The sequence below is a fragment of the Sulfuriferula plumbiphila genome, from assembly GCF_009938015.1.
Taxonomy (GTDB): Bacteria; Pseudomonadota; Gammaproteobacteria; order Burkholderiales; family Sulfuriferulaceae; genus Sulfuriferula; species Sulfuriferula plumbiphila.
In genome coordinates this window covers 2,608,426-2,634,594 of record NZ_AP021884.1, presented here as the reverse complement: position 1 = coordinate 2,634,594, position 26,169 = coordinate 2,608,426, and the positions used below count along the sequence as shown (strand labels likewise).

At 59.7% G+C, this 26,169-nt stretch carries 18 protein-coding genes, 1 other RNA gene and 1 pseudogene; 14 read left to right on the top strand and 6 right to left on the bottom strand.

Features of this window, described 5'->3' with window-relative positions; genetic code table 11:
- Nucleotide 1: 1 nt before the first annotated feature.
- The 3 genes from GZH91_RS13580 to GZH91_RS13570 all read right to left on the bottom strand — a co-directional run bounded on the left by GZH91_RS13580 (nucleotide 2) and on the right by GZH91_RS13570 (nucleotide 2,795).
- Nucleotides 2-421: a type II toxin-antitoxin system VapC family toxin gene (locus tag GZH91_RS13580; protein ID WP_161984277.1), complete on the bottom strand. Its 420-nt coding sequence runs from the start codon at nucleotides 419-421 to the stop codon at nucleotides 2-4.
- Between the two features lies 1 nt (nucleotide 422).
- Complete coding sequence (locus GZH91_RS13575) at nucleotides 423-698, bottom strand: type II toxin-antitoxin system Phd/YefM family antitoxin (protein ID WP_147072260.1); 276 nt, start codon at nucleotides 696-698, stop codon at nucleotides 423-425.
- Between the two features lie 132 nt (nucleotides 699-830).
- Complete coding sequence (locus tag GZH91_RS13570) at nucleotides 831-2,795, bottom strand: APC family permease (protein WP_147072455.1); 1,965 nt, start codon at nucleotides 2,793-2,795, stop codon at nucleotides 831-833.
- Nucleotides 2,796-2,878: 83 nt separating this feature from the next.
- Between GZH91_RS13570 and ffs the strand changes: the two genes are divergently transcribed.
- The 5 genes from ffs (at nucleotide 2,879) to recR (ending at nucleotide 6,408) form a co-directional block, all read left to right on the top strand.
- An RNA gene (gene ffs / locus GZH91_RS13565) (signal recognition particle sRNA small type) lies at nucleotides 2,879-2,977 on the top strand.
- Between the two features lie 58 nt (nucleotides 2,978-3,035).
- Nucleotides 3,036-3,572: an acyloxyacyl hydrolase gene (locus GZH91_RS13560; RefSeq protein WP_147072259.1), complete on the top strand. Its 537-nt coding sequence runs from the start codon at nucleotides 3,036-3,038 to the stop codon at nucleotides 3,570-3,572.
- On the top strand, nucleotides 3,505-5,250 hold the full coding sequence (gene dnaX, locus GZH91_RS13555; protein ID WP_147072256.1) for a DNA polymerase III subunit gamma/tau: 1,746 nt from the start codon (nucleotides 3,505-3,507) through the stop codon (nucleotides 5,248-5,250). Before GZH91_RS13560 ends, dnaX begins: the two co-directional genes overlap by 68 nt.
- 4 nt (nucleotides 5,251-5,254) lie before the next feature.
- Nucleotides 5,255-5,578 (top strand): YbaB/EbfC family nucleoid-associated protein, encoded by a 324-nt coding sequence (locus tag GZH91_RS13550; protein ID WP_198415494.1) that lies wholly within the window; start codon nucleotides 5,255-5,257, stop codon nucleotides 5,576-5,578.
- A 230-nt stretch (nucleotides 5,579-5,808) separates the two neighbouring features.
- The gene (gene recR, locus GZH91_RS13545) at nucleotides 5,809-6,408 is read left to right on the top strand and encodes a recombination mediator RecR (protein WP_147072252.1); all 600 of its coding nucleotides are present in this window, start codon (nucleotides 5,809-5,811) and stop codon (nucleotides 6,406-6,408) included.
- Nucleotides 6,409-6,518: 110 nt separating this feature from the next.
- On the opposite strand, the gene GZH91_RS13540 is transcribed toward recR, so the two are convergent.
- Nucleotides 6,519-6,797, bottom strand: coding sequence for a hypothetical protein (locus GZH91_RS13540; RefSeq protein WP_147072250.1), 279 nt, complete (start codon nucleotides 6,795-6,797; stop codon nucleotides 6,519-6,521).
- 195 nt (nucleotides 6,798-6,992) lie between these two features.
- On the opposite strand from GZH91_RS13540, the gene GZH91_RS13535 reads away from it, so the two are divergent.
- The 7 genes and pseudogenes from GZH91_RS13535 (at nucleotide 6,993) to GZH91_RS13510 (ending at nucleotide 14,185) form a co-directional block, all read left to right on the top strand.
- The gene (locus GZH91_RS13535; protein WP_147072247.1) at nucleotides 6,993-7,466 is read left to right on the top strand and encodes a chemotaxis protein CheW; all 474 of its coding nucleotides are present in this window, start codon (nucleotides 6,993-6,995) and stop codon (nucleotides 7,464-7,466) included.
- Between the two features lie 193 nt (nucleotides 7,467-7,659).
- Nucleotides 7,660-9,525 carry a methyl-accepting chemotaxis protein gene (locus tag GZH91_RS13530; protein WP_408646860.1) on the top strand — a complete coding sequence of 622 codons (1,866 nt, stop codon included), beginning with the start codon at nucleotides 7,660-7,662 and terminating at the stop codon, nucleotides 9,523-9,525.
- 544 nt (nucleotides 9,526-10,069) lie between these two features.
- Nucleotides 10,070-11,446 carry an adenylosuccinate lyase gene (purB, locus tag GZH91_RS13525; protein WP_147072246.1) on the top strand — a complete coding sequence of 459 codons (1,377 nt, stop codon included), beginning with the start codon at nucleotides 10,070-10,072 and terminating at the stop codon, nucleotides 11,444-11,446.
- 57 nt (nucleotides 11,447-11,503) lie between these two features.
- Nucleotides 11,504-12,361 carry a thioredoxin family protein gene (locus tag GZH91_RS13520; RefSeq protein ID WP_147072244.1) on the top strand — a complete coding sequence of 286 codons (858 nt, stop codon included), beginning with the start codon at nucleotides 11,504-11,506 and terminating at the stop codon, nucleotides 12,359-12,361.
- A 157-nt stretch (nucleotides 12,362-12,518) separates the two neighbouring features.
- Entirely contained in the window at nucleotides 12,519-12,671 is a 153-nt protein-coding gene (locus GZH91_RS18125; protein ID WP_161984229.1) for a hypothetical protein, read from the top strand.
- Nucleotides 12,640-13,149: pseudogene (locus GZH91_RS13515) on the top strand (IS110 family RNA-guided transposase); the annotation flags it as partial. The gene GZH91_RS18125 and the pseudogene GZH91_RS13515, both read left to right, overlap by 32 nt.
- A 289-nt stretch (nucleotides 13,150-13,438) precedes the next feature.
- Entirely contained in the window at nucleotides 13,439-14,185 is a 747-nt protein-coding gene (locus GZH91_RS13510; protein ID WP_161984276.1) for a GAF domain-containing protein, read from the top strand.
- Nucleotides 14,186-14,330: 145 nt separating this feature from the next.
- Here the strand turns inward: GZH91_RS13510 and GZH91_RS13505 are convergent, their stop codons facing one another.
- Together GZH91_RS13505 and GZH91_RS13500 are read right to left on the bottom strand one after the other, a co-directional pair.
- On the bottom strand, nucleotides 14,331-15,038 hold the full coding sequence (locus GZH91_RS13505) for a Crp/Fnr family transcriptional regulator (protein WP_147074065.1): 708 nt from the start codon (nucleotides 15,036-15,038) through the stop codon (nucleotides 14,331-14,333).
- 220 nt (nucleotides 15,039-15,258) lie between these two features.
- Nucleotides 15,259-15,579 (bottom strand): collagen-like protein, encoded by a 321-nt coding sequence (locus GZH91_RS13500; RefSeq protein ID WP_147074067.1) that lies wholly within the window; start codon nucleotides 15,577-15,579, stop codon nucleotides 15,259-15,261.
- Nucleotides 15,580-16,080: 501 nt separating this feature from the next.
- On the opposite strand from GZH91_RS13500, the gene GZH91_RS13495 reads away from it, so the two are divergent.
- Both GZH91_RS13495 and GZH91_RS13490 read left to right on the top strand, forming a co-directional pair.
- Nucleotides 16,081-16,944, top strand: coding sequence for a YihY/virulence factor BrkB family protein (locus GZH91_RS13495; RefSeq protein WP_147074068.1), 864 nt, complete (start codon nucleotides 16,081-16,083; stop codon nucleotides 16,942-16,944).
- Between the two features lie 291 nt (nucleotides 16,945-17,235).
- On the top strand, nucleotides 17,236-26,145 hold the full coding sequence (locus tag GZH91_RS13490) for a GH36-type glycosyl hydrolase domain-containing protein (protein WP_147074070.1): 8,910 nt from the start codon (nucleotides 17,236-17,238) through the stop codon (nucleotides 26,143-26,145).
- The last annotated feature ends 24 nt before the right edge of the window (nucleotides 26,146-26,169 follow it).

Sequence of the window (26,169 nt, the reverse complement as noted above, 5' to 3'; positions counted from 1 at the left end):
ATCAGGTCGGCAGAACTTTGACGTGTCCGGCGGCGCCATAGTCGAGAATCTTCTTGTCGTGCGTGACGAGCACGGCGTTCTCGCTGCGGGCGGTGGCAACCAGCAGGCGATCCGCCGGATCGGGGTGAAAGCCGCCCGGCAAGCGACAACTGTCGATGACTGTGCGGGGGCGCTCCAGGCCGATCAGGCGGATGTCGGGGCGATCCAGGGCGCGTTCGACCCAGGCCTCCACTGTCATGGGCAGGCTCAAGCGTTGCTTCGCCTCCAGCAGGGCAACTTCCCAGACGGAAATGATCGAGATGAGCAGTGGTTCGTCCGCGCTGGCTTGCTCCAGCGCCTTGCGTGTGCCTGGCTTGATTTTTCCAGGCGTGCCGAAAGCCAGCCAGAGCCAGACGTGGGTATCCAGGAGCAGACTGCCCATTTCAATTCTTTTTCTTGGGCTTGAAACCGGCGTAAAAGCCGTCCTCTTCTCCGCTTTCGGCAGCCAAGGGCTCATGGGGTACATCCACGATGTCACCCAGAATCTGGCCGGTGTTTTTCATGTAGCCGAACAGGCTGGGCGGCGTTTCGTCCTCAATGGGCACCAACCTGGCCATGGGTTTGCCGCGTTTGGTGATCACCAGCGGTTCGTGGGTGGCGGCGACTTCGTCGATCAGTTTCAGGCATTTGGCTTTGAATGCGGCGGCGTTGACGTTCATGTCGGCTCCTTCGTGACCATTTAATATGGTCATATTAGTCGCGTCTTTCATTGGAAGCAACTCTGGCGCTGGCAGGCATGGGATATAAGGGCGTACCTTGAGTATAGAGGTGCCCTATACACCATCGATTCCCTAAATTTTCATCGGTAGTATCACCATCTGCATGCCCTGCAGATGCAGCCGGCGTTGCAGCACGTCGGCGGTCTGATTGTGCAGCAGGCGCGTGCCCCAGTTGTCGTGCACGAAAATCAGCTTGCTGGCGAAGAATACGCAGTTGGCATAGTCGGCGTGGGTCTGCTGCGCCAGCCGGGTGAGTTCCTGCGCCACGTCGCTGCCATAGGCCAGCCGGGCTTCGGCGGCCAGGCCGTGGTGGTGGCAGAAATTGACGAAATACTGGAGATTTTCGCCCACCTCATCGCGCAGGTGTTCGAGGGCACCGGAGCCGCCGTAGCTTTGCGTGTCCACTTCGCCCACGCTCAGAAAAATGAAATTCCTGAAATGGTCCGGGAACAGGCGTTGTACCCAGAGCAGGGTGTGCATGCCGCTGCCGCGGCTTTTGCCCACCAGCAGCGCGGCAGTGGGCAGGGCGAGGTCGAGTGCGGGCGGGTTCGGCACGGGCGCCATCTGCTGCCCGGCGAACAGACTGTCCACCTGTTTGAGCTGGGTGCGGGTTTCGTCATAATGGCGGCGCACCAGCAGGCAGGCGCCGATCACCAGGCTGGTGATCAGCACCGTCATCCAGCCGCCCTGGCCGAATTTTTCGACAATCAGCACCACCAGTATCCCGCCGGTGACCGACAGCCCGGTGCCGGACAGGGCCAGGCGCCATAGCCATTTCTGTTCCACGCCGCGGTTGCGCCACCAGTAGATGCACATGCCCGCCATCGACAGCGAAAAGGTCAGGAACACATTGATGCCATACAGCACCACCAGCAGCGTGACGCTGCCGCGGGTCCACAGCAGCACGCCGATTGCCGCCAGTGCCATCAGCACCACGCCATTGCGTGTGACCAGGCGGCTCGACAGGTAGCTGAACTGGTGTGGCACCCAGCGATCCGCCGCCATGTTGGCGAGCACCGCCGGGCCGCCGAGAAATCCGGTGTTGGCCGCGACAAACAGCAGCCCGGCCTCCAGCGCCAGGACCACCGGCAACAGCCAGCGCGCCCAGTCCACGCCGCCCAGTGTCCAGCTGCGCAGGATGTCTCTGAACACCACCGCATTGAGCGTTTCCCCGGGCACATGGTGCACATTCCACAGCAGATACAGCATGATGATGCCGCTGGCGGTAAATGCCAGTGAAATAGCCAGATACAGCATGGTCCACTTGCCGGTACGGGCACGCGGCTCGGCCAGCGTGTTGACGTTGTTGGATACCGCCTCCAGCCCGGTGTAGGTACCGCCGCCGGTGGAGTAGGCCAGCAACAGGTGGGAGATGATAAACGCCCAGCCCATCTGCGTGCTCAGGGTAAGTGTCTCGGTAGCGGTGTCGTGCAGCAGGGTCGGCAGGCGGCTGCTGTGGAACAGGATGCCGTACACGATCAGCACCAGATGGATGACGACAAAGCCGAGAAAAATCGGCAGCAGAAACTTGATGGATTCCTTCAGGCCGCGCAGATTCAGGATCACCAGTATCAGCACAAATATCAGTCTCGTTGCCAGCTTGAAAGGCTGCGCCGCCATCGGCAGCAGCGAAAACAACGCATCGGCACCGCTCGCTACCGAAATGGCAATGGTGAGTACATAGTCCACAATCAGTGCCGCGCCCGATACCAGCCCGGCATAGGGGCCAATGAGTTTGGTGGCGACCTTGTAGCCGCCGCCGCCGCTCGGGAACAGCTCGATGACCTGGTTATATGAAAACGAAATCACGAACACCGTAAGCGCGGTGGCAATCGCCAGATACAGCGCCAGATGGGTATGCTGGCCCAGGGCAAGGAAAGCCTCCTCCGGCCCGTAACACGACGACGACAAACCGTCCGCGCCCAGCCCGACCCAGGCAAAGAATGCAATCAGCGCGATATGCTGGCGCGTTTCGGGTTTCATCGGATCGCGCGGGGCGCCGAAAACCTTGTCTCTGAGCACTTGCAGGGTGGGCATTGCCGTGATTTGCATCAGGTATTGGTAATATCCGCGCACTATAACGCTTTGCCGCACCTGGCGGCTAGCGTAGAATACACGGCGGCGGGCCTCCCCGCATTGCAAGGCGGTGAACCTGGTCAGGTCCGGAAGGAAGCAGCCACAGCCGTTTATTGCAAGTGCCGGGGGTCGGGCTCGCCACTCTCTAAATCCATTTATTTGCTCGAAGCAGTGTTCACATCAGTTGGCGAGGGAAGTGACATGAATCCGAACCTGACAAAACTTGCGGGCGCCCTGCTGTTGTTGTGTGCGGCCTTGCCGGCCCATGCGGTGGACAGCGTGTCGCTTGAGCTGGGTTCAGGCAATCATACCGATATGGGCCGTGTCGGCCTGCAATGGGACTGGAACAAAAAATGGCCAGTGGGCGATGCCTGGGCCCTGTCCGGCTACTGGGATGCGAGCCTGGGCTATTGGCACGGTGACAGCAGTGTGAGCGGCGCGCGGGATATTTACGATATTGGCTTCACCCCCGTATTCAGGCTGAGCCAGAACAAACCCACAGGGTGGTATGCCGAGGCTGCAATCGGCCTGCATCTGCTGTCGAGAACCCGGATCAATGACCGCCGCAAGTTCGGTACTGCTTTTCAGTTCGGCGATCATATTGGTGCCGGCTACAGATTCGGCGCGCGCGGCGAATACGATCTGGGTTATCGTTTCCAGCATCTGTCGAATGCCGACATCAAAAAACCCAACAACGGTATCAACTTCAACCAGATCCGGTTTTCCTATCATTTTTGACGCGGCGCATAAACCAGTGACCCAAGTTCTCGCCCGCAAGTGGCGCCCCCGCGTATTCGCCGACCTCAAGGGTCAGGAACACGTGGTGCGGGCGCTGAGCAACGCGCTTACCCAGAACCGGCTGCATCACGCTTATCTGTTCACCGGCACGCGCGGCGTTGGCAAGACCACTGTGGCGCGTATTCTTGCCAAATGCCTCAACTGCGAAACCGGCATTAGCGCGACGCCTTGCGGCCAGTGCTCCGCGTGCACGCAGATCGATAGCGGGCGCTTCGTCGATTTGCTGGAGCTGGACGCCGCCTCCAATACCGGCATCGACAACATGCGCGAAGTGCTGGACAACGCGCAATACGCCCCCACGGTAGGCCGGTTCAAGGTCTACATCATCGACGAAGTGCACATGCTGTCCAGGGCGGCGTTCAACTCCATGCTGAAAACGCTGGAAGAACCGCCCGAACATGTCAAATTCATTCTCGCCACCACCGATCCGCAGAAGATTCCGGTCACCGTGCTGTCGCGCTGCCTGCAATTCAACCTCAAGCAAATGGCGCCGGAGATGGTGCGCGAACATCTGGACAAGGTGCTCGGGCTGGAAGGTATCGCGTCCGAGCCCGCCGCATTGCGTCTGATTGCGCGCGCCGCCAGCGGCAGCATGCGCGATGCGCTGTCGCTGCTCGATCAGGCCATCGCTTACGGCAGCGGCCAGGTGCACGAGGACATGGTGCGCAGCATGCTGGGTGCGATTGACCAGCGTTACCTGTTCAGCCTGCTGAATGCGCTGGCGGCGGGTGATGGCGCAGCGCTGCTGGACGAGGCCGATCAAATGGCGGTGCGCAGCATCGCCTTCGACGCGGCCTTGCAGGAACTGGGCACGCTGCTGCACAAAATCGCGCTGGCGCAGACCGTGCCGGCTGCGCTGCCGGATGACCTGCCCGAACGCGATGCCATCCTTGATCTGGCGCAACGGTTCGATGCCGAGACAGTCCAGCTTTACTACCAGATTGCCATTCTCGGGCGGCGCGACCTGGCGCTGGCGCCGGATGAATATGCCGGCTTTACCATGACGCTGTTGCGTATGCTGGCTTTTATGCCCGCCACGGCACCAGCCCTCACAGCAGCGCCGCGCCCTGCGCCCACTGCGAGCCGTGCTGTCCCCGCTGCAGCGCTGGTTGCGCGTGAACCCGCAGCGCCAAAGTTGGCCGCCGCGCTGCCCGTTGCGGCTGCCGCTGCAATAGATGTTTCTGAAACCGTGCCTGAACCCGCTCCCGAACCTGCGCCTGGCGCATCCATCGCCTTTGACGGCGATTGGACGGCATTGGTGACCAGCCTCAGGCTGGGCGGACAAGCGCGCATGCTGGCGGTACACAGCGAACTCGAGCTCTGCGCCGGCGACTGCCTGCAACTGCGCGTGCCGATCGCCCACAAACACCTCGCCGACAAGTCCTATCAGGACAAGCTGCGCGAGGCGATCAGCGCCCATTTTGGTCGTCCCATGCGCCTCCAGGTCAGCCTGGCGGAAGGTGAAGCCAACACCCCCGTGCGCCAGCAAAACGAGGCCCGCGCGGCACGCCAGAGCGAGGCTGAAGCCGCCATCGCCAGCGACCCGTTTGTACAAGACGTGGTGCAGCAGTTCGACGCCCGCGTTGTCGAAATTAAATCTATCGCAAAGGAGCAGTGAAATGATGAAAGGCGGTTTGGGCAACATGATGAAGCAGGCCCAGCAAATGCAGGAAAACATGAAAAAAATGCAGGAAAAGCTGGCCGAAGTCGAAGTCGAGGGCGTGGCCGGTGCGGGCATGGTCAAAGTGCTGATGACCTGCCGCAACGACGTGCGCCGGGTGACGATAGACCCAAGCCTGATGGGCGACGACAAGGACATGCTCGAGGACCTCATCGCCGCCGCGATGAACGACGCCGTGCGCAAGGCCGAAGCCACCACCCAGGAAAAAATGGCGGGCTTTACTTCCGGGCTCAACCTGCCGCCGGGCTTCAAGCTGCCGTTCTGATCCTCATGGCGGTGAAAGCCTTGTATCCTGCAAAAATGCACACCACGGGAGACACGGGGATAAAATCAATACGTTGCGTGGTTTGGCCATATCACCTGCTGGGTGAACGAGCCTGGGTTTCAAAGTCTTTGGTTTTGCGAGCAGGGCGACGCGTCGCCCATCCCTGGGAACCCCGCTTCCCCGTGATCTCCATAATGGTTCAATAGCCGTTTTCAGGTTTGTCAGCTTCCATGAAATCCCCCACCAGTCTTGAGCGCCTGATCGAAGCCCTGCGCGTGTTGCCCGGCGTCGGGCCCAAGTCCGCCCAGCGCATGGCCTACCACCTGCTGCAGCGCGACCGCAACGGTGCGCTGCGGCTGGGGCAGGCGATTGATCAGGCGCTGGTCAGGTTGCAGCATTGCGAAAAATGCAATGACCTGACCGAAGGCGAGCTCTGCGCAGTCTGTGCCGCGCCCACCCGCAATCCCGCCCAGCTCGCAGTCGTGGAAATGCCCGCCGACCTGATGATGATGGAGCAGACGCAGAGCTACAGCGGGCTGTATTTTGTGCTGATGGGCCGGCTGTCGCCGCTGGATGGCGTGGGGCCACGCGAAATCCATCTCGACCGCTTGATCAAGCGCGCGACCGATGGCGTGGTGACTGAAGTCGTCCTGGCCACCAATTTCACCACCGAGGGCGAAGCCACCGCCCACGCCATCGCCGAGTTGCTGCGCGCGCGCGGCCTCAAGGTCACGCGCATTGCTCGCGGCGTGCCAGTGGGCGGTGAACTGGAGCATGTGGATTCCGGCACGCTGGCGCAGGCGGTGCTGGATCGGCGCGACTGGGTCTGATGCGGAATCGGAAGTTCGTCGATGAATCCTGCCGAGAAACGCAGTATCCATTGTGGCGGTGATTGCCGGGCTCCTGGTCTACGGCTCTGCAAAAACCCGGGCGCCGGCCTTCACTTTTTCCATGCCGCCTTGACCACTTGCTCGTGCCGCTTGTCCGGCACGTCCGCCCAATTCCCATAACGGCCAGCCATGCAAACCAGCAAGCCGGCCACTTGTAATAAACGACTGTGGTGCGACTGGGTGAAATACACCGTATCAAGCAACCGCCCCAACGGACGGCCAAAATATAAGGGCGTTTTCCCCTGCGACTTAAACTCCGGGAAATCTACTGCTGTTCCGGTAACCTCGTCCGCCTCGTGATCTCCAAATGCCAGCCCGGGATTATTCATTGTTTCCAGAAAGGCGTGCAATTTCCACCCACTCGAAATTCAAAAGAGCCGAAAATTTAAAGTGGGCTGATTACTCCACTCAGCAACAAACCGTTTGGCAAGAAAAAATATCTGGACACGTTAAAGTTTACATGGCCGTTGTCGTAACAATTGTACTGGGATCACGCAGGCGCATTCATTTTTAAGATAACTTTTATGCAAGCTGATAACACTATCCCGATCAATGGTGCCATGGAAGCCCTGGCCTTTACCCTCGGCAACGAAGAATACGGCATCGACATTCTGAAAGTGCAGGAGATTCGCGGCTACGACACCGTGACCAAGATTGCCAATGCCCCGAAGTTCATTAAGGGCGTGGTGAATCTACGGGGCATCATCGTGCCGATCATCGATATGCGGATCTGCTTCAATTTCGGCAATCCTACCTACGACCAGTTCACGGTAGTCATCGTCCTCAATATCGCCGGCCGGGTGATGGGGATGGTGGTTGATAGCGTATCCGACGTGACGATAGTGTCGCCGGAGCAGATCAAGCCGGCGCCCGAGATGGACACCACGTTCAACAACGATTATCTGATCGGTCTGGGCACGCTCGACGAGCGGATGCTGATCCTGGTGGACATCGACAAGCTGATGTCCAGTGCCGAGATTGGGTTGATTGAACAATGAGCGCCCCAGGAACTGCCGGATTTAACCTGGAAACCGCAGTTGGACGCGACCGGACGTACCGGCGGGTGCGTAGCGATGTCACCCAAAAGGTGAATGCGAACGAAGGCAGAACACTCAGTATTCATGCGCCTCCCATGAGGCGAAATGAACGGTCAGCTACGGTTTTTAGGTTAAAAGGAAATCGGCTGCAAATTTGTCTGTCCGGCGCATATTTCACCGCTTCCAAAATCGGCAAAGCCTGCCCCCGGACAGCCAAATTTTGCGAGCATCTGCTGCGCTGATTGCCTGCATGAATCTTTTTGCTTTGAATTTTAAAAAGGGGAAAAAAATGAAATTGTCAGATCTAAAAATCAGCACCAGACTCTATATCGGTTTTGGCGCCATCGTTGCGGTAATGGTGATACTGGTATCGATCGCTTACATGAATTTTTCGAGGCTGGGGCAAGCCAATGATTTGAATGTCCACACTTATCAGGTCCTCGGTGAAGTAAGCAACATGCTGGAGGCTCTGATTAACATCGAAACCGGCGAACGAGGCTTTGCGCTGACTGGCAACGATGCTTCTCTGGAGCCGCTCACTGCTGGAAAGGAAGCATTTAAAAAGCATTTCGATGCCGTAAAGTCCTTGACTGCCGATAATTCCGGACAGCAGGAGCGGCTGCAAAAACTCGAAGCCGAGCAGCGCAAATGGCTGGCAACAGCGATCGACCCCGTGATTGCAATGCGACACGATGTCGTTGAAGGAAAAGATAAAATTGAGAGCGTAATCGCCCTTGAGCAGGCCGGAAAAGGCAAGCAAGGCATGGATGCCCTGCGAGCGTTATTGGCGGAGATGGGCGATGCCGAATCTACCCTATTGAAACAGCGTTCCAAGGATGTGGCTGCACTGCAATCCTTGACTGGTGCGACCTTGATTGCCGGCGGTATTGTTGCCGCGATATTGGCAGGACTTCTGGCAATATGGCTGGGACATAACATTACCCGCCCGTTGAGCTTGGCGGTCGATTTGGCGAAGCGGGTTGCGCTAGGTGATTTAACGTCCAGGGTAGAAATCACATCAAAAGATGAAACCGGCGAATTAATGGGGGCGTTGAAAGACATGAATGAAAGCCTCGTACGAATTGTCGGACAAGTGCGCACCGGCACCGACATGATCGCCACCGCATCGAGCCAGATCGCTTCCGGCAACCTGGACCTGTCATCACGCACCGAGCAGCAAGCCAGTTCGCTGGAAGAAACCGCCTCCTCGATGGAAGAGCTGACCTCCACCGTCAAGCAGAATGCCGACAACGCGCGTCAAGCCAACCAGCTCGCCGTATCGGCTTCCGACGTCGCCGTCAAGGGCGGCAACGTCGTCTCGCAAGTGGTCGACACCATGGGCTCGATCAATGAGTCGGCTAAAAAGATCGTCGACATCATCAGCGTCATCGACGGCATTGCCTTCCAGACCAATATCCTGGCACTGAATGCCGCAGTGGAAGCCGCCCGCGCCGGCGAACAGGGCAGAGGCTTTGCGGTCGTTGCTACTGAAGTACGCAGCCTGGCGCAGCGCAGTGCAGCCGCTGCCAAGGAAATCAAGACCCTGATTGGCGACTCGGTGGAGAAAGTCGACATCGGCGCCAAGCTGGTCGACCAGGCTGGCGCGACGATGGAAGAAGTGGTAGCCAGCGTCAAGCGGGTGACCGACATCATGGGCGAGATCACGGCAGCGAGCCAGGAGCAAAGTGCCGGGATCGAACAGGTGAACCAGGCGATTGCACAGATGGACCAGGTGACGCAGCAGAATGCGGCCCTGGTGGAAGAGGCAGCGGCGGCGGCCGAGAGCTTGCAGGATCAAGCAGGCAATCTGGCGCAGTCGGTGTCGGTGTTCAAGTTGGACAATAACCAGACCGACCGAATGGCAGTAACCGAACAACCGGCAAGGATAAAAGCAGGCACCCCAGTACTTGCGAATAACGCGCATGTCGCAGTGAAAAAGACTCTGCTGGCGCGTGCGCCAGCACGGAAACAGTTGGCCCAGATGGGCACAGCGACCGGGGGAGATTGGGAAGAGTTTTAATTGCTTCCATCGGTTACAGGGAAAGAAGAGCTGCATGAGCGGCCCTTCTTTATTTACTGCTTTGCTGCACCATAAATTTCGGGATGCCAATAAGTTATGCCGACACTATCAATAACATGGAATGGAAACTTACCTTCAGCTCCGCTGATGCGATAGCTCATGACATTTTAATAAGTGCGTTTGCAAAGGAAATTTATGCAAGTATAGCCTTCTAGCTTACGGCCTTTGGCATAGCCCTTGCGGTGAAACAATTCTTTTCCATGAAGTTCGTTATGTACAGCAAGAGTGCGCGATCCGGAAAAATTGAAGACAATGTGCGAAAGCGTGCTCGCGAATTCTGAATCATTTCCTCCTTGCTTTTATGGAACCCAAACAGGATGCCGTCCTGTCTGGACTGGATTGAACGATTTATCCGGTAGTTTGACCGGCGCAGTGCAGCGATTACCGACAGCCTGATCCCGCATTCAAAGACCGCCACCCGTCGACTGCGGTGGTGTGCTGGTTTTCCGGGTAAAATCGGGCTTTTGCCTTAGCGGAAATCGTCATGAGCCTTTCTTCCCTTACCGCCCTGTCTCCCCTGGATGGCCGCTATGCTGCCAAAGTCGAAGCGCTGCGCGCGCATTTCAGCGAATTCGGCCTGATCCGCAACCGCGTCAAGGTGGAGATCGAATGGCTCAAGGCCCTTGCCGCCGAGCCTGCTTTTAGCGAAATACCTGCCTTTTCCGCCGCCACTAGCGTGGAGCTGAATGCCGTCGCCAGCGGCTTTTCGGAGACCGACGCCGAGCGCGTCAAGGAAATCGAGCGCACCACCAACCATGACGTGAAGGCGGTGGAGTATTTTCTGCGCGAGCGCTTCGCCGGCAATCCCGAGGTGGCAAAGGTGGGCGAATTCATCCATTTCGCCTGTACCTCCGAGGACATCAACAACCTGTCGCATGCGCTGATGCTCAAGGCGGCGCGCGAGACGGTGTTGCTGCCTGCGTTGAATAACGTTAGCGCCAGGCTCACCGCTCTGGCGCATGAACACGCCGCGCTGCCCATGCTGTCGCGCACCCACGGCCAGCCGGCCTCGCCCACGACACTGGGCAAGGAAATGGCCAACGTCGCCTACCGGCTGCAGCGTCAGACTGAGCAAATCTACAGTGTGCCGATGCTGGGCAAGATCAACGGCGCGGTGGGCAATTACAATGCGCACCTGTCCGCCTATCCCGATTTCGACTGGGAGGGTTTCGCGCAGCGCTTCGTACAGGGACTGGGTTTGAGCTTCAACCCCTACACCATCCAGATCGAGCCGCACGACTACATGGCCGAGCTGTTCGATGCGGTGAGCCGCGCCAATACGGTGCTGATCGACCTCAACCGCGACGTATGGGGCTATATCTCGGTGGGCTATTTCAAGCAGAAAGTGAAGGCGGGCGAGGTCGGCTCCTCCACCATGCCGCACAAGGTCAACCCCATCGACTTCGAGAATGCCGAGGGCAACCTGGGACTGGCCAATGCGCTGCTGCGCCATCTGGCGGAAAAGCTGCCGGTGTCGCGCTGGCAGCGCGACCTCACCGACTCCACCGTGCTGCGCAACATGGGAGTGGCGCTGGGCTACGCGCTGCTGGGCTACGACTCCTGCCTGCGCGGCCTGAACAAGCTGGAAGCCAACCCGCAGCGCCTGGCCGAAGACCTGGATCACAACTGGGAAGTGCTGGCCGAGCCGATCCAGACCGTGATGCGCCGCTACAACGTGCCCAGCGCCTACGAGCAGCTGAAGGAACTGACGCGCGGCAAGTCCGGCATCAACCGCGACAGCCTGCATGCATTCATCAACGCGCTGCCGATCCCCGACGCCGACAAGGCGCGCCTGCTGGCCCTGACGCCGGGTAGCTATATCGGCAAGGCAGTGGAACTGGCGCGGCGCAGCGGCGCTTGAAAAACCATGCCGTAGCCGCGATTTCAACGGTGTTGAAAATGACAAGGAAAGACAGACATGGCTGATTACTCCCTCGACGTAGGCGCGCATGATTTCCAGGAAGTGGTGATCGAAGGCTCGAAACAGGTCCCGGTGATCGTGGACTTCTGGGCGGAATGGTGCGGCCCGTGCCGCGCGCTCAAGCCGGTGCTGGAAAAGCTCGCCGCCGCTTATCAGGGCAGGTTCATCCTCGCCAAGGTCAACTCCGACGAGAATCAGGAACTGGCTACCAGGTATGGCGTGCGCGGCATTCCCAACGTCAAGGCGTTTGTCGGCGGGGAAATGGTGGACGAGTTCTCCGGCGCCATCCCCGAGCCTGCCGCGCGCGAATTCATCGAGCGCCTGCTGCCTTCCCCGGCGGACGATGCACGGCTGGCGGCGATGCGGGTATTCGCCGACGGCGACGCCGCGCGTGCACTGCAAATGCTGGCCGAGGCGAGCAAGCTCGACCCGCAGAACGAGCGTGTGCGACTGGATGCGGCCGAGGTCATGCTTGCGCTCAATGAATTGGACGAAGTGGGCAGGCTGCTCGAGTCGCTTTCTGCGCAAACGGCAGGTGAAGCGCGTGCCATGCAGCTCATGGCGCGCCTCCAGTTCGCGCGTCAGGCGGAAAACGGCGACGACGAGGCCAGCCTGGTCGCCGCCATCACCGCCAGCCCCAAAGACCAGGCAGCGCGTCTCAAGCTGGCGAACCTGCTGGTCGCCCAGCAGCGTTACCCGGAGGCGATGGACGAACTGCTGGAAATGATGCAGCGTGACAAAACCTGGCAGGACGGCATCGCCCGCAAAACCATGCTCAACATCTTCAATTTGCTGGGCGGTAGCGGCGAACTGGTCACCGCCTACCGGCGCAAAATGGCCACGGCGCTCAATTAGCGCTTCCCTGGGAGAATGGTATGGACGCTTGCCCCCGGCGACGGGCTACTGAGGTGGCGTAGGGTGGGGCGAAGGTGGATCCTCATGGGCCGACGGCATCTAAGTGCCAAATCGGGAGGAACATGAAGTTCTTCACAGGCAAACCCGAGGATCCATCATGAAGCATGGCGTAGTCGGCATTGATATTGCAAAACGGGTATTTCAACTGCATTGGGTTGATATTGAGACGGGAGAGATCGTGAGTTTGCAGCTCAAACGCGAGAAGTTTCTGGAGCATTTTGCCAGGCATCGTGATCGAAGCCCTGCGTGATCAGTGGCAGCGCATTACGGAGCTGGATATGCAAATCGCGGGAATTGAGCTCAAGCTTAAAAGCTGGTTAAAGGTGGACAAGGCGGCCCGCGCCATTGCTGACATTCCCGGTGTGGGCCTGTTGACCGCCACCGCTGCGGTGGCCACGATGGGCGATGCCAAAGCCTTCAAGTCAGGCCGTGAGTTTGCGGCTTGGGTGGGCTTGGTGCCTGGGCAAACCGGCACGGGCGGGAAGACGAGGCTACTGGGCATCAGCAAGCGTGGTGACACCTATTTGCGAACCCTGCTCATCCACGGCGCCCGCTCGGTATTGGTACACGCCAAGCAACCTGGGGCGTGGGTTGACGAATTAGGCAAGCGCAGGCCATCCAATGTGGTGGTGGTCGCGCTGGCCAACAAGATGGCGCGAATGATCTGGGCGATGCTGGCCCATGACCGGGCGTACCAGGGCGACTGGGTCAGCATCAGGCCAGCATAGGGCCATGCACTGGGCAGTCAAAGAATAACGAACACAGGAGTGAATGCTGAAAGGTTGCGATAGGTAATTGTGTGTGATGGCAAGCAGGTCAGACCGTGGCTTGCTAAACCTGAATGATGAGCTGGACATCAATAGTCCGCCAGGAGAATGAGGGGCAAGTCAGCGAATTCCATCGGGGCCCGCAGGGAAATAGCCTGCAACAAGGCCGGATATAGAACTGCAGCCTTGTCTTGTTTACCAAAACACAGCAAAAACCCTTGGCAATCGGGAAGCGTCCATATAGCCCATCATGATCGGCAACCCGCTCGACAAGCTGCACGGCCTGGCCGGATTTCTTGAAGCGCAGGGCAGCCTGGAACACAGCCTGGCGCAGCTTGCCACGCTTGCCGCCGATACGCTGGATGCGGCGCGTTGTTCCATCATGTTGTTTATCGAAGGTGACGGCGAGGCGATGCGATTGCGGGTGTGTGCCGCGCATGGCGCGCTGCCGGAGGCTGCCTTTACGCAGACCGTAGCGCGCGGTGAAGGCATCGCCGGGCACGTGGCTGCCAGCGGCGTGGCGCTGCTGGTCGAGGATATTGAGCAGTCGGATTTTGCCAGCTGCGCGCGCCGCCCGGGAGTGGGCACGCACAGCCTGATGACAGCGCCGATCAGCGTCAACCGCAAGCCCATTGGGGTCATCAACCTGTCCGAGCCAAACAGCGCTACGCCATTTACTCAGGCCGATCTCGCCTTGCTGGAGATCGTGGCATTGTTTGTTGGAAAATCCATCCAGGCGGTGCAATTGCAGAACCTGCTCAACTCGCGTTTTGCCCAGATCGCGCTGGTACAGGATGCGGAAAAAGCCATTGGCGGGGTGATGTTGTCCAGCGCTTACGATACCGACAAGATGGCGAAGATTGTGGCGAAATCGTTTTTCCGTGAAATGACCCAGGCGGGTTTTGGCTCCAGCCAGATTATCCAGGCCGCTTCGGAGATTATCTCGCAGCTGTCCAGCAGTTTGCACAAGCACAGCAAGCGTCTGGATAAATCATAATCCTGAAAAAGGTACTCACCACGGGCACGGAGAACACGGGGAAAAATAAGAAGGCAAAAGGCAAAAGGCAAAAGGCAAGACCCTTCCATGGGCTTGATTTTTGCCTTAATTATTTTCCCCGTGGTTAACTGTTTTTTTCAGAACGTTAGCCCAGAACACGCTCGTACATGGATCGTTCTGCCGCGTAGCATTCGCATGAAGCCGCCTCCAGACCGTTACGGTCAAGAATCGTAATGTCGCCCCGGCTGTAGCTGATCAGATTTTGCCTGTGCAGCGCAGTTGCTGCCTTGGTAACGCCCACACGGCGCACGCCCAGCATGTGTGCCATGGCTTCATGGGTCAGATGGAAATGATTGGCGCGTGCGCGATCCTGGATCATCAACAGCAACCGGGCAAGTCGCTGTTCCACCACATGGAAGCGGGTGCAGGCGGCCATGCGCGCGAACTGGTTCTTCAACACATAGGTATAGCCCTGCAGCCGTTTATGCAACGCAGCGCTATGTTCGAGTTCGCGGGAGAAGGCCGCAGTAGCTATGCGCAGCGCGGACCCTGCGCCTTGCACTACTGCGTAAAACGACGCAACCTTGATGCCAAACATGAGGGGTGTTCCCAACATGCCCTCGCAGCCGATTAATCCAACCTCCAGGCGCGAGTGGTCATCGATCACCATCACCAGGGAAATGAAACTGTCGGTGGGGAAATAAACATGCTCGATAGGCATCCCCGGCGCGCCCAGCTCATCCGCAACGGTCAGGTGCACGGATTCGCAGCGCGCCAGAAAATGTTCGAGATCCTTGCGCGGCAGCCTGGCGAGCAGGTGATTTTCTGAAGTGATGGGTTGCGTGGATGGCATTGAAATGCTCCGCTGACGTTGGGGAAACCCGACCCGCGGCACAAGGAGAGTTGATAATGCAATCCTGATCCCGGAAGGCGGCATGCGATAACCAGAAATGCGCCTGCATACAACTGCAACGCCTTCCGCGCAGACGCCTGTCCAGCATCAGGATCAAGGTTTAACCCGCTTGTGCGGGAGCATGGCCACCTGTACGAGGCCATGCCTCACTCCATCTGGACTAATTCGTCCCGGCTGGGGCAGGAGGCGGAACAATCACCGTGGTGTAGCCGCCAGCCGCGCCTGTGTCACCGGTCGCGCCCTTGGCACCGTCATAGCCCGCAGCGCCTTGCGAGCCGGCAGCACCTGGATCGCCGGTGGCCCCTTGTGTGCCGGCAGCCCCCGAACTGCCAGTGGCGCCCTGAGGACCGGCAGGACCCGGAACGACAACGGTCGGTCCGGGGGTTTGAGCGGGCGGAGGGTTAACGACTACGGGCTGTTTTTCGCAAGCGCTCAGTGCAAAGGCTGCGACGAGTGCGGCAGATAGCAATGAATATTTCATGATCTTATTTCCTCTGTGTGTGGAAAAACCAGATGTTTCCTGTATGCATTTGAAAAATTGAAATCAGTTCCGATAACAATTGCGGTAAGCCAATCAGGGGGCCGGCTCCCGGGATCAGGATATCTGTGCCTCAAACAACCGTAAAACAGCCCGTGGACGGATACGCAGTTCCCTGAAATCGATGCGCCTGAATTGCCTTGCCTCGGAGCAGAATAGGCTCAGGCACGGGTTAGTTCTGTGCGTTAGCGAACGTAGCGCAAAATTTCTGCCGTTTCGAAAGCGTAGCCGGATTGAGCCGGCGTGCCCGGGGTGAAACGGGAATAGCTTATGTACGATATCGCACAGACCGGCCAGTCAAATTGACTTAATCTGAACGGATGCGGTAAGGCGAAGCGGGCAGCGGCATGCAGGGTGAACCAGCGCAACAACCCGCGTTGCTGTAATCGCAGCGTTCCGGCAGTCGGAAGAAAAATGCGACGCACATTACGATGAAATCGTTAGATGAAGAGAATACTGCTCGAATCACTGAAGGCCTGGATTGATCACCGCGCCGCCAGCAAAGGTGCGGCGCTTGCATTTTACACGTTGTTTTCCATGACCCCCATCCTGATGCTGGCCATCGCGGTCGCTGGTTATTTCTTTGGTGTGCAAGCGGCACAGGGCGAGATTATTGGCCAGATCCAGGGCCTGGTTGGGCCGAATGGTGCACAGGCGATTCAGGCATTGCTGGCCGCCGCGCGCAATCCCGTCTCCGGGCTGATGGCAACTATCAGCGCCATTGTCCTGCTGCTGGTTGGTGCGACCAGCGTATTTGCCGAGTTAAAAGATAGCCTGGATGAAATGTGGGGCGTAGCGCGGCCCCGGCATTCCGCTTTTCTTATCCTGCTTAGAACCCGGTTCCTGTCTTTCAGCCTGGTACTGGTTCTTGCATTCCTGCTACTCATTTCCCTGGTCATTAGTGCTGCGCTTGCCGTGCTGGAACATTATGCAGGCAATATATGGAGCAGCTCGCTGGTGGTTCTCTCCAGTGTTTCCTCAATCATTTCGTTCGGCGTCATCGCCTGTCTGTTCGCGGTAATCTACAAGATGCTGCCAGATGCGCCATTGTCATGGCGCGATGTCTGGATCGGTGCCGTGTTCACGGCAATATTATTCAGCCTGGGAAAATATGTGATCGGCCTGTATCTGGGTAACAGCGGTGTGGCGTCCAGCTTTGGTGCCGCCGGGTCGATGATTGCATTGCTGCTCTGGGTTTATTACTCGGCGCAGATTTTCTTTCTCGGAGCCGAGTTCACCCGCCAGTACGCACTGTGGTACGGCAGCCTTCAGTACCAGAGGGAACGCCTGCTGGGGCAGGCGGAATAAAAACCCTCGCACTGATGGAATCCCCGATAGGTTAAGCGTAACGGCGCCCCCGGATCTGAAGACAGGCGTCCCGGCAGCGTCTGTGCGACAGCGCACAGACGCTGCCGGGCTTTGCAGCTATCATCGCGCTACCCTTTCATCCTGAGCGTGAAGCCTCGGGCTGATCTTGCCCATCAGGAGTATCGACTCATCCTGGGTCAAAACCTGCTCCGAAAACTGGGGGGCTTATAACGCTGTACCCTCTACCGAGAGGCATTGGGTTCTGCTGCAAAAATCAAGGGTATTCCAAAATTGAAGACAAGTAGCAGTGTTCTCTCCGGTGTCCTGCTTCAAATAAAGACGCTTCTGGGCGAACGTGACACGCCACGAACCTATCCCAACGAGGAACCCCCGCTGCGCTCGGAATTGTTCAGCGCCGATCAGCTGGAGCAGCATGGCAAAAATCTTGCAGCTACGCACCAGCTGACGTCGGCACGTGCCCCGAACCCATTGCTGACACGACTCGCAGCGAACGAAGAGGTGCTGGTCAGCGTGAGCCATCTGCTGACAGCGGCGGTCGCGGCGCAGCGCCGCATTACGCCCGCCGGGGAATGGCTGCTGGATAACTTTTATTTGATCGAAGAACAGATCCGCACGGCCAAGCGACATTTGCCAAAGGGCTACAGCCGGGAACTGCCGCGTCTGGTCCAAGGCGCGGCAACCGGGCTGCCGCGCGTATATGCCATCGCGCTGGAGGCGATTGCGCACGGCGATGGCCGGGTAGACAGGGGAGGCTTCAGCCGTTTTGTAGCCGCTTACCAGACGGTCGCGCCACTTAACCTGGGTGAGTTGTGGGCAATTCCGATCATGCTGAGGCTGGCGTTGATCGAGAATTTGCGGCGCGTCGCCGTGCGCATCGCCGCCGGCAGGGTCGAGCGCAATCTGGCCGACGCCTGGGTAGACCAGATGATGGTGATTGCGGAGACGGATCCCAAAAGCCTCATTCTGCTGACTGCCGACATGGCGCGATCCGATCCGCCCATGACCACGCCGTTCGTTTCGGAATTTGCACGCCGCCTGCAGGGTCAGGGTGCCGCGCTGGCGTTGCCGCTGACCTGGATTGAGCAGCGACTGGCTGAATCGAATCTGACCATAGAACAGCTCATCCAGTCGGGGAACCAGCAACAGGCCGCTGACCAGGTGTCGATCAGTAACAGCATCGGCAGCCTGCGCTTCCTCGGCGCAGCGGACTGGCGCACGTTTGTCGAATCGATGAGCGTGGTTGAGCAGACACTGTGCACCGATCCGGGCGCGGCGTACGCCGGGATGGATTTCGCGACCCGCGACCGCTATCGCCATCAGGTCGAGAAAATCGCCAGGCGCTGCGCCCTGTCCGAGGGCGAGGTGGCACAGCAGGCGATCCGGTTGGCAGCAGCAGCGGCAAGCAAAGGCAGCGATGATCGTGGCGCGCATGTGGGGTTTTACCTGATCGACCAGGGCTGTGCAGAACTCGAGGGGAAGATAGCGCTGCGCCCTTCCACATTGGAGCTGCTGCGCAGAATTGGACGACGTTTCCCGTTGCCCCTGTATCTCGGGTCAATCGCACTGATCTCGCTGCTGCTCGCCGGGGGGCTGGCGCTGGTAGCCTACGCCAGCGGCATGCCCGCATGGCTGCTGGTGCTGGTTAATATCGCGGCGCTGATATCCGCCAGCCAGATGGCGGTGGCGCTGGTGAACTGGATGGCGACCTTGCTGGCGTCGCCCGCGCCATTGCCCAGAATGGATTTTTCCACGGGTATCCCCCCTGCATTCCGCACCCTGGTCATCGTTCCCACGCTGCTTACCAGCGAGCATAACATCGAGGCTTTAATCGAAGCGCTGGAAGTCCGCTTCCTGGCCAATCGGGACGGTAACCTGCAGTTTGGTCTGCTGACCGATTTTCGCGATGCGCAGCGGGAAACCTTGCCGGAAGATGCGCCGCTGCTGCAGCGGGCGCAGACAAGAATTGACGAACTGAATCAAAAATACGGCAGCGCAGCGGATGAATCGGGCGCTGACACGTTCTACCTGTTCCACCGTCCGCGCCGCTGGAATCCCCAGGAGAAGCTGTGGATGGGCTATGAGCGCAAGCGCGGCAAACTGGCGGAACTGAATGCGCTGCTGCGCGGGGGGGCTGCGGATTGCTTTGCGCTTGTCGTCGGTCAGCTAGCAGCCCTGTCTGATGTGCGTTATGTCATCACCCTGGACACGGATACGGAACTCCCGCGCGATGCCGCCCGCCAGTTGGTGGGCGCCATGGCGCACCCGCTGAATCGCCCGCGTTACGATGAACGCAAACAGCGCGTCACAACGGGATACGGCATTATGCAGCCGCGTGTGAGCGTGAGCCTGCCGGGTGCGAACCGCTCGCGCTATGCCCGCTTGCATGGTGGTGAAGCAGGCATCGACCCTTATACGCGCGCGGTTTCCGACGTTTACCAGGATGTGTTCCACGAGGGGTCTTTCATCGGCAAGGGAATTTACGATGTGGATGCCTTCGAGCGCTCACTGAGTGGCCGCTTCCCGGAAAACAGGATACTCAGCCACGACCTGCTGGAAGGATGCTACGCGCGCTCCGGGCTGTTGAGCGATGTGCAGTTGTACGAGGACTACCCGGCGCGCTACAGCGCGGATATGGAGCGCCGTCATCGCTGGATTCGCGGCGACTGGCAGCTGCTTGAGTGGCTGTTGCCGAGCGTGCCGGGAGTTGGCGCACGTCGCCAGAAAAATCCGCTGTCCTGGCTGTCGCAGTGGAAGCTGTTCGACAACCTGCGGCGCAGTCTCGCGCCTGCCGCATTGACCCTGTTGCTGCTGCTCGGCTGGACGCTTGTTGCACCGGCCTGGTTATGGACCGTGGCGGTGATCGGCATCCTCCTCATTCCGTCCCTGAGCGCTGCCATTGTGGAGATGTTTCGCAAGCCGGCGGACGTGTTGCTGGGGCAACATCTCAGGGCCGCAAGTCGTTCCATGAGTGGACATCTGGTTCAGGCGCTGTTTACCCTCGCCTGGCTGCCGTATGAGGCGTTTATAAGTCTTGATGCGATCATACGCACGCTCTGGCGCATGCTGGTGACGCAGCGGCGGCGTCTCGAATGGACGCCGTCTGGCGATCCGGCGTGCGCTGGTCGCACGGACTTGGCTACCCAATACCGTGCGATGTGGGTTGCTCCGCTGCTTGCCGCTGCTGGCGCGACCTGGCTGGCGCTGGTGTCACCGGACGTGCTGGTTGTTGCGGGACCGATCCTGTTGCTGTGGTTTGCTTCGCCAGCGATCGCCTGGTGGATCAGCACGCCACTTGCGCGTCGCGAAGCGAGACTGACGGCCGAGCAGACGCGCTTTCTCAAGAAAATAGCGCGCAAGACCTGGGCGTTCTTCGAGACCTTTGTCGGGCCGGAAGACCATTGGCTGCCGCCGGATAACTATCAGGAGTATCGCGGTGCCGCGGTGGCGCATCGCACCTCGCCGACCAACATGGGGCTGGCACTGCTGGCGAATCTGACGGCGTACGACTTCGGCTACCTCCCGGCCGGAATGCTCATCGAGCGCACGGCGAACACGCTGCGCACCATGCAGGGCATGGAACGGCACCGCGGGCATTTCTATAACTGGTACGACACGCTGTCGCTGCACCCGCTGCACCCCATCTACATTTCGACGGTGGACAGCGGCAATCTTGCCGGTCATCTAATGACCTTGCGACCGGGTCTGCTCGCGCTCCCTGACGAAAGGATAGTGGGAACGCGCTGGTTTGACGGGCTCCACGACACGCTGGGGATTCTGGTGGATGCTGCGCGCGGCGTTACTTCGGCCGCGCTCGCCCGGTTTCAGGCCGATATCGAGTCTGCATGCGATTCCCGGCCAGCCACGCTGGCAGCAGTGCAGTCGCGCCTTGAGGGGCTGGTGGCAAGTGCCGAGTCGGTTGTCGCCAGCTCCGATGCCGACTTGTCTCAAAATGATGGCCAGGTGGCAGCAGCCGCGGCACGGTGGCGCGCAGGAACGGGCGTGTACATAGAAGCACTGGAGAGTTCCGTGCACTACCCCGCCCTGGATCACGCCAGCGCAGTCATTTCCGAGACGGATTCAGAAAGCGATGCGAATTGGTGGGCATGCACGCTGGTCCGGCAATGCCGCGCCGCCCTCGATGAATTGACGTTTCTTGCCCCCTGGTTATTACAGCCTGCTGCGCCGGGTGGGCTCAGCGACTTGCCCGGTATCAGCGGGATACCCACGCTGCGAGAGCTGTCAGGACTCAAGCAGCGCTTGCAGCCGGTCATTGAGCAACGGCTCAGTGCCGCTGCCACGGCCGGGGAACGCGAGTGGTTGGAAGCGCTGCGCCGCAGTATTACACAAGCCGGTCAGCGCGCCGATGAGCGGATTGCGGCCGTCGAGCGCCTGGCACTGCAATCCGGTGAACTCGCGCGCATGGAGTATGACTTCCTGTATGACAGGCCGCGCCGTTTGCTGGCCATCGGCTACAACGTGGATGAATTGCGGCGCGACACGAGTTACTACGATCTGCTGGCATCGGAAGCGCGCTTGTGTAATTTCGTCGCGATTGCGCAGGGACAACTGCCGCAGGAAAGCTGGTTTGCGCTGGGGCGCCTGCTCACCACCGCCGGTGGCGAACCGATTCTGCTGTCGTGGAGCGGCTCGATGTTCGAGTATCTGATGCCGCTGCTGGTGATGCCCACCTTTGATAACACGCTGATCGATCAGACCTATAAGGCCGCAGTGGAGAGACAGATCGATTACGGGAGGCAGCGCGGGGTGCCGTGGGGTATGTCGGAGTCCGGCTACAACACGGTCGACGTTCATCTCAATTACCAGTACCGCGTATTTGGTGTGCCCGGTCTGGGGCTCAAACGCGGACTCGCCGCGGATCTGGTGGTGGCGCCGTATGCCTCGGCACTCGCGTTGATGGTGGCGCCGGAAGCGGCGTGCCTGAATCTGCAGCGGCTCGCAGCAGCCGGGCTGGAAGGAAAATTCGGCTTTTATGAAGCCATCGACTACACCGCATCCCGTCAGCGGCGCGGAGAATCAAGCGCGCTGGTGCGGTCGTTCATGGCGCATCACCAGGGAATGAGCTTTTTGTCTCTGGCCTATCTGCTGCTGAACCGTCCGATGCAGCGCCGATTCGAATCTGATCCGCTGTTCCAGGCGACCATGCTGTTGCTGCAGGAGCGTATTCCAAAGGAAACGGCCCTCTTTTCCCACGCCGGGCTGCTCTCCGACGTCCCCACGGCTGTCAAGGAACTGGAGATGCCGATGCGTGTTCTCGGCACCCCGGATACGCCGATACCGGAAGTACAGCTGTTGTCCAATGGCCGCTACCACGTCATGGTCACCAATGCCGGTGCGGGCTCCAGCCGCTGGAAGGATCTCGCGGTCACGCGCTGGCGCGAGGACAGCACGCGCGATAACTGGGGTAGCTTCTGCTACATCCGCGATGTGGAAAGCGGTGATTTATGGTCAGCAGCCCATCAGCCGACACTCAAGCCTGCGCAAAAATATGAAGCGATCTTCTCCGAAGGTCGCGCCGAATTTCGCCGCCGCGACCAGGGGATCGATACGCATACGGAAATCGCGGTTTCGCCGGAAGACGATATCGAACTGCGCCGCGTCAGCATTACCAACCGCTCGCGCATCCGCAGAACGATCGAGGTGACCAGCTATGCGGAAGTGGTGCTGGCCGCGCCCGCTGCGGATGCGACGCATCCGGCGTTCAGCAATCTGTTTGTGCAGACCGAAATACTCGCCGAGCGCAGGGCAATCCTGTGCACGCGCCGTGCGCGTTCCCGCGATGAGCAAGTGCCCTGGATGTTGCACTTGATGAAAGTGCACGGCGCCGTCAGCGGAGCCGTTTCTTATGAAACGGATCGCATGCGCTTCATCGGCCGCGGCAATACGGTGGTCAATCCTCAATCCCTGGGCGGCCCGGATGCAACAAATGGGCAGGTGGCGGATCTGTCGGGCAGTTGCGGCTCCGTGCTGGATCCGATTGTCGCCATCCGCTGTCGTATCACGCTTGATCCGGATCAGACGGCGGCCATCGATATCGTGTCCGGTGTCGGTGAAAGCCATGCAACGGCAGTCGGCCTGATCGAGAAATACCAGGACCGGCGGCTCGCCGATCGTGCTTTCGATCTGGCCTGGACCCATAGCCAGGTCGTGCTGCGCCAGATCAATGCCAGCGAGGCAGACGCGCAACTGTATGGCCGTCTTGCCAGTTCGGTGATTTATGCCAATGCCGCGTTGCGCGCCGACGCGAATGTGTTGCTGAGGAACCACCGCGGCCAATCCGGCCTGTGGGGTTATGCCATTTCCGGTGATTTCCCCATCGTCCTGCTGCAGATCGCTGATGCGGCCAATATCGATCTGGTTCGACAACTGGTTCAGGCGCATGCGTACTGGCGCCTGAAGGGACTGGTGGTGGATCTGGTGATCTGGAACGAAGATCGCGCCGGTTACCGGCAATTGCTGCAGGACCAAATCATGGGGCTGGTGGCCGCGGGCATCGAAGCCCACGTCATGGATCGGCCGGGCGGCATCTTTGTGCGTTCCGCAGACCAGATATCGGACGAGGATCGCATCCTGTTCCAGTCGGTTGCGCGTGCCATTATCAGTGATGGCCGGGGAACGCTCGAGAATCAGCTCAATCGTCTTGCGGTCAAGGAAACCTATGTTCCACGCCTTGTTCCCAGCAAAACTCATCGACCGGCGGTATCCATGGCGGACTTGCCGCAACGCGATTTGATCCTGTTCAACGGACTGGGCGGGTTCACCCCCGATGGCAGGGAATATGTCATCACCACCACGCGCGAGCGCGTGACGCCGGCGCCATGGGTAAACGTGCTGGCGAATCCCGGTTTCGGCACGGTCATTTCTGAAAACGGCATGGCCTACACCTGGGGCGAGAATGCCCACGAGTTTCGTCTCACACCCTGGCAAAATGATCCGGTGAGCGATGCCAGCGGCGAAGCCTTCTATCTGCGTGACGAGGAAAGCGGCCACTTCTGGTCGCCAACACCGCTGCCCGCCCGCGGCACGGGTTCCTACGTCAGCCGTCACGGATTCGGTTACAGCGTGTTCGAGTATGTCGAGGATGGTATTTATTCAGAGCTCACGGTCTATGTGGCGCTGGATGCGTCGGTCAAGTTCTCCGTGCTGAAACTGCACAACCAGTCGGGGCGGTCACGCCGGCTGTCGGCGACGGGTTATGCGGAGTGGGTGCTGGGCGACCTGCGGGCGAAGTCGGTGATGCACGTAACCACTGAAATTGCCCGCAATAACGGTGCGCTATACGCCAGAAACCCGTACAACACGGAGTTCCCCGACCGGGTCGCGTTTTTCGATGTGGATGCGGACGGCGCGAGCCTGACGCTCAGCGGCGACCGTGCCGAGTTCCTCGGGCGCAATGGCACGCTGGCAAGTCCGGCTGCGATGGAGCGCGCGCGCCTGTCCGGCAAGGTCGGCGCTGGCCTCGATCCGTGCGCAGCCATTCAGGTTCAATTCGAGCTGGGTGACGGGCAAACGCGCGAGATGGTGTTCAGGCTGGGGGTTGCGCCCAATACCGATGATGCCCATGCGCTGGTGTCCCGCTTCCGTGGTGCCAGCGCGGTGCGGGCAGCGCGTGAAGCCATGCAGCAGCACTGGCAGCACACCCTCGGCGCGGTGCAGATCGAGACGCCGGATCAATCTCTCGACGTGCTCACCAACGGCTGGCTTTTGTATCAGACCATCGCCTGTCGCCTGTGGGCGCGTACCGGCTACTACCAGTCCGGCGGCGCCTTTGGTTTCCGCGACCAGTTGCAGGATGTCATGGCGTTGATCCACACCCGGCCGCAACTGGTGCGCGAGCAGCTGCTGTTATGTGGATCACGCCAGTTCCCGGAAGGCGATGTGCAGCATTGGTGGCATCCGCCCGTGGGCCGGGGCGTGCGCACGCATTGTTCGGATGATTACCTGTGGTTGCCCCTGGTCACGTGTCGTTACGTTCTGGGTACCGGCGATGCTGCAGTGCTGGATGAGTCGCTGCATTTCCTCGAAGGCCGGCCGGTGAACCCCGGCGACGACTCCTACTACGATCTGCCCGGCCAATCCGCAGACGCCGCCAGTCTGTACCAGCATTGCGTGCGTGCCATTCGGCACGGGCTCAGATTCGGCGATCGCGGCCTGCCGCTGATGGGCTCCGGTGACTGGAACGACGGCATGAACCTGGTCGGGCTGCAAGGCAAGGGCCAAAGCGTCTGGCTGGGATTTTTCCTGTGCGATGTACTGAAACAGTTTGCCAGGGTCGCGCGCCTGTACGGCGACCCCGACTTCGCCGCGCTGTGCGACGCAGAGGGCAGCAAGCTCAGCCAGAACATCGAGGAAAATGCCTGGGATGGCGAGTGGTATCGCCGCGCCTACTTCGACGATGGCACGCCGCTGGGTTCGGCCAGCAATGCCGAGTGCCAGATTGATTCCATCTCGCAAAGCTGGGCCGTGCTGTCCGGTGCAGGCGATGCCAGGCGCTCGCGCACCGCCATGGATGCGGTGTTCGAGCGCCTGGTGCGGCGCGACCATGGCTTGATCCAGTTGCTGGATCCGCCCTTCGATAATTCCGAACTGGACCCCGGCTATATCAGAGGCTACGTGCCGGGCGTGCGCGAAAACGGCGGCCAGTATACCCATGGCGCGATCTGGACTGCAATGGCGTTTGCTGCGCTGGGCGACAGCAGCCGGGCATGGGCGCTGGCCACCATGATCAACCCCCTGAACCACGCCCGGGATGCGGCTGGGGTGGCGACCTACAAGGTTGAACCCTATGTGATCGCAGCCGACGTTTACTCGGTGTCGCCCCATGTCGGCCGCGGTGGATGGAGCTGGTACACGGGATCGGCGGGATGGATGTACCGGCTGATCGTGGAATCGCTGCTGGGCCTGAGGCTGGCCGTGGACAAGCTGTATTTCGCCCCGTGCCTGCCTGCGGCGTGGCAGACGTTCAAGATGCACTACCGCTATCGTGAAACGGTCTACCACATCGAAGTCTTGCAAACGCGCGACGGGATGGGCGCAATGAGCGTGACGGTGGATGGCGTCATGCAACACGACAGTGCCGTCCCGCTGATCGACGATCACCAGGAACACAGGGTCGAAGTGAAAGTATATGCCGTGCCTGATCAGGCGAATGCCCTATACTGATAGCGGATTGAAACAGCGGCTGTC

Coding starts and splice junctions, on each gene's coding strand:
- GZH91_RS13580 (WP_161984277.1), bottom strand. CDS start 421: ATGGGCAGTCTGCTCCTGGATACCCACGTCTGGCTCTGGCTGGCTTTC.
- GZH91_RS13575 (WP_147072260.1), bottom strand. CDS start 698: ATGAACGTCAACGCCGCCGCATTCAAAGCCAAATGCCTGAAACTGATC.
- GZH91_RS13570 (WP_147072455.1), bottom strand. CDS start 2,795: ATGCCCACCCTGCAAGTGCTCAGAGACAAGGTTTTCGGCGCCCCGCGC.
- GZH91_RS13560 (WP_147072259.1), top strand. CDS start 3,036: ATGAATCCGAACCTGACAAAACTTGCGGGCGCCCTGCTGTTGTTGTGT.
- dnaX (WP_147072256.1), top strand. CDS start 3,505: ATGCCGACATCAAAAAACCCAACAACGGTATCAACTTCAACCAGATCC.
- GZH91_RS13550 (WP_198415494.1), top strand. CDS start 5,255: ATGAAAGGCGGTTTGGGCAACATGATGAAGCAGGCCCAGCAAATGCAG.
- recR (WP_147072252.1), top strand. CDS start 5,809: ATGAAATCCCCCACCAGTCTTGAGCGCCTGATCGAAGCCCTGCGCGTG.
- GZH91_RS13540 (WP_147072250.1), bottom strand. CDS start 6,797: ATGAATAATCCCGGGCTGGCATTTGGAGATCACGAGGCGGACGAGGTT.
- GZH91_RS13535 (WP_147072247.1), top strand. CDS start 6,993: ATGCAAGCTGATAACACTATCCCGATCAATGGTGCCATGGAAGCCCTG.
- purB (WP_147072246.1), top strand. CDS start 10,070: ATGAGCCTTTCTTCCCTTACCGCCCTGTCTCCCCTGGATGGCCGCTAT.
- GZH91_RS13520 (WP_147072244.1), top strand. CDS start 11,504: ATGGCTGATTACTCCCTCGACGTAGGCGCGCATGATTTCCAGGAAGTG.
- GZH91_RS18125 (WP_161984229.1), top strand. CDS start 12,519: ATGAAGCATGGCGTAGTCGGCATTGATATTGCAAAACGGGTATTTCAA.
- GZH91_RS13510 (WP_161984276.1), top strand. CDS start 13,439: ATGATCGGCAACCCGCTCGACAAGCTGCACGGCCTGGCCGGATTTCTT.
- GZH91_RS13505 (WP_147074065.1), bottom strand. CDS start 15,038: ATGCCATCCACGCAACCCATCACTTCAGAAAATCACCTGCTCGCCAGG.
- GZH91_RS13500 (WP_147074067.1), bottom strand. CDS start 15,579: ATGAAATATTCATTGCTATCTGCCGCACTCGTCGCAGCCTTTGCACTG.
- GZH91_RS13495 (WP_147074068.1), top strand. CDS start 16,081: ATGAAGAGAATACTGCTCGAATCACTGAAGGCCTGGATTGATCACCGC.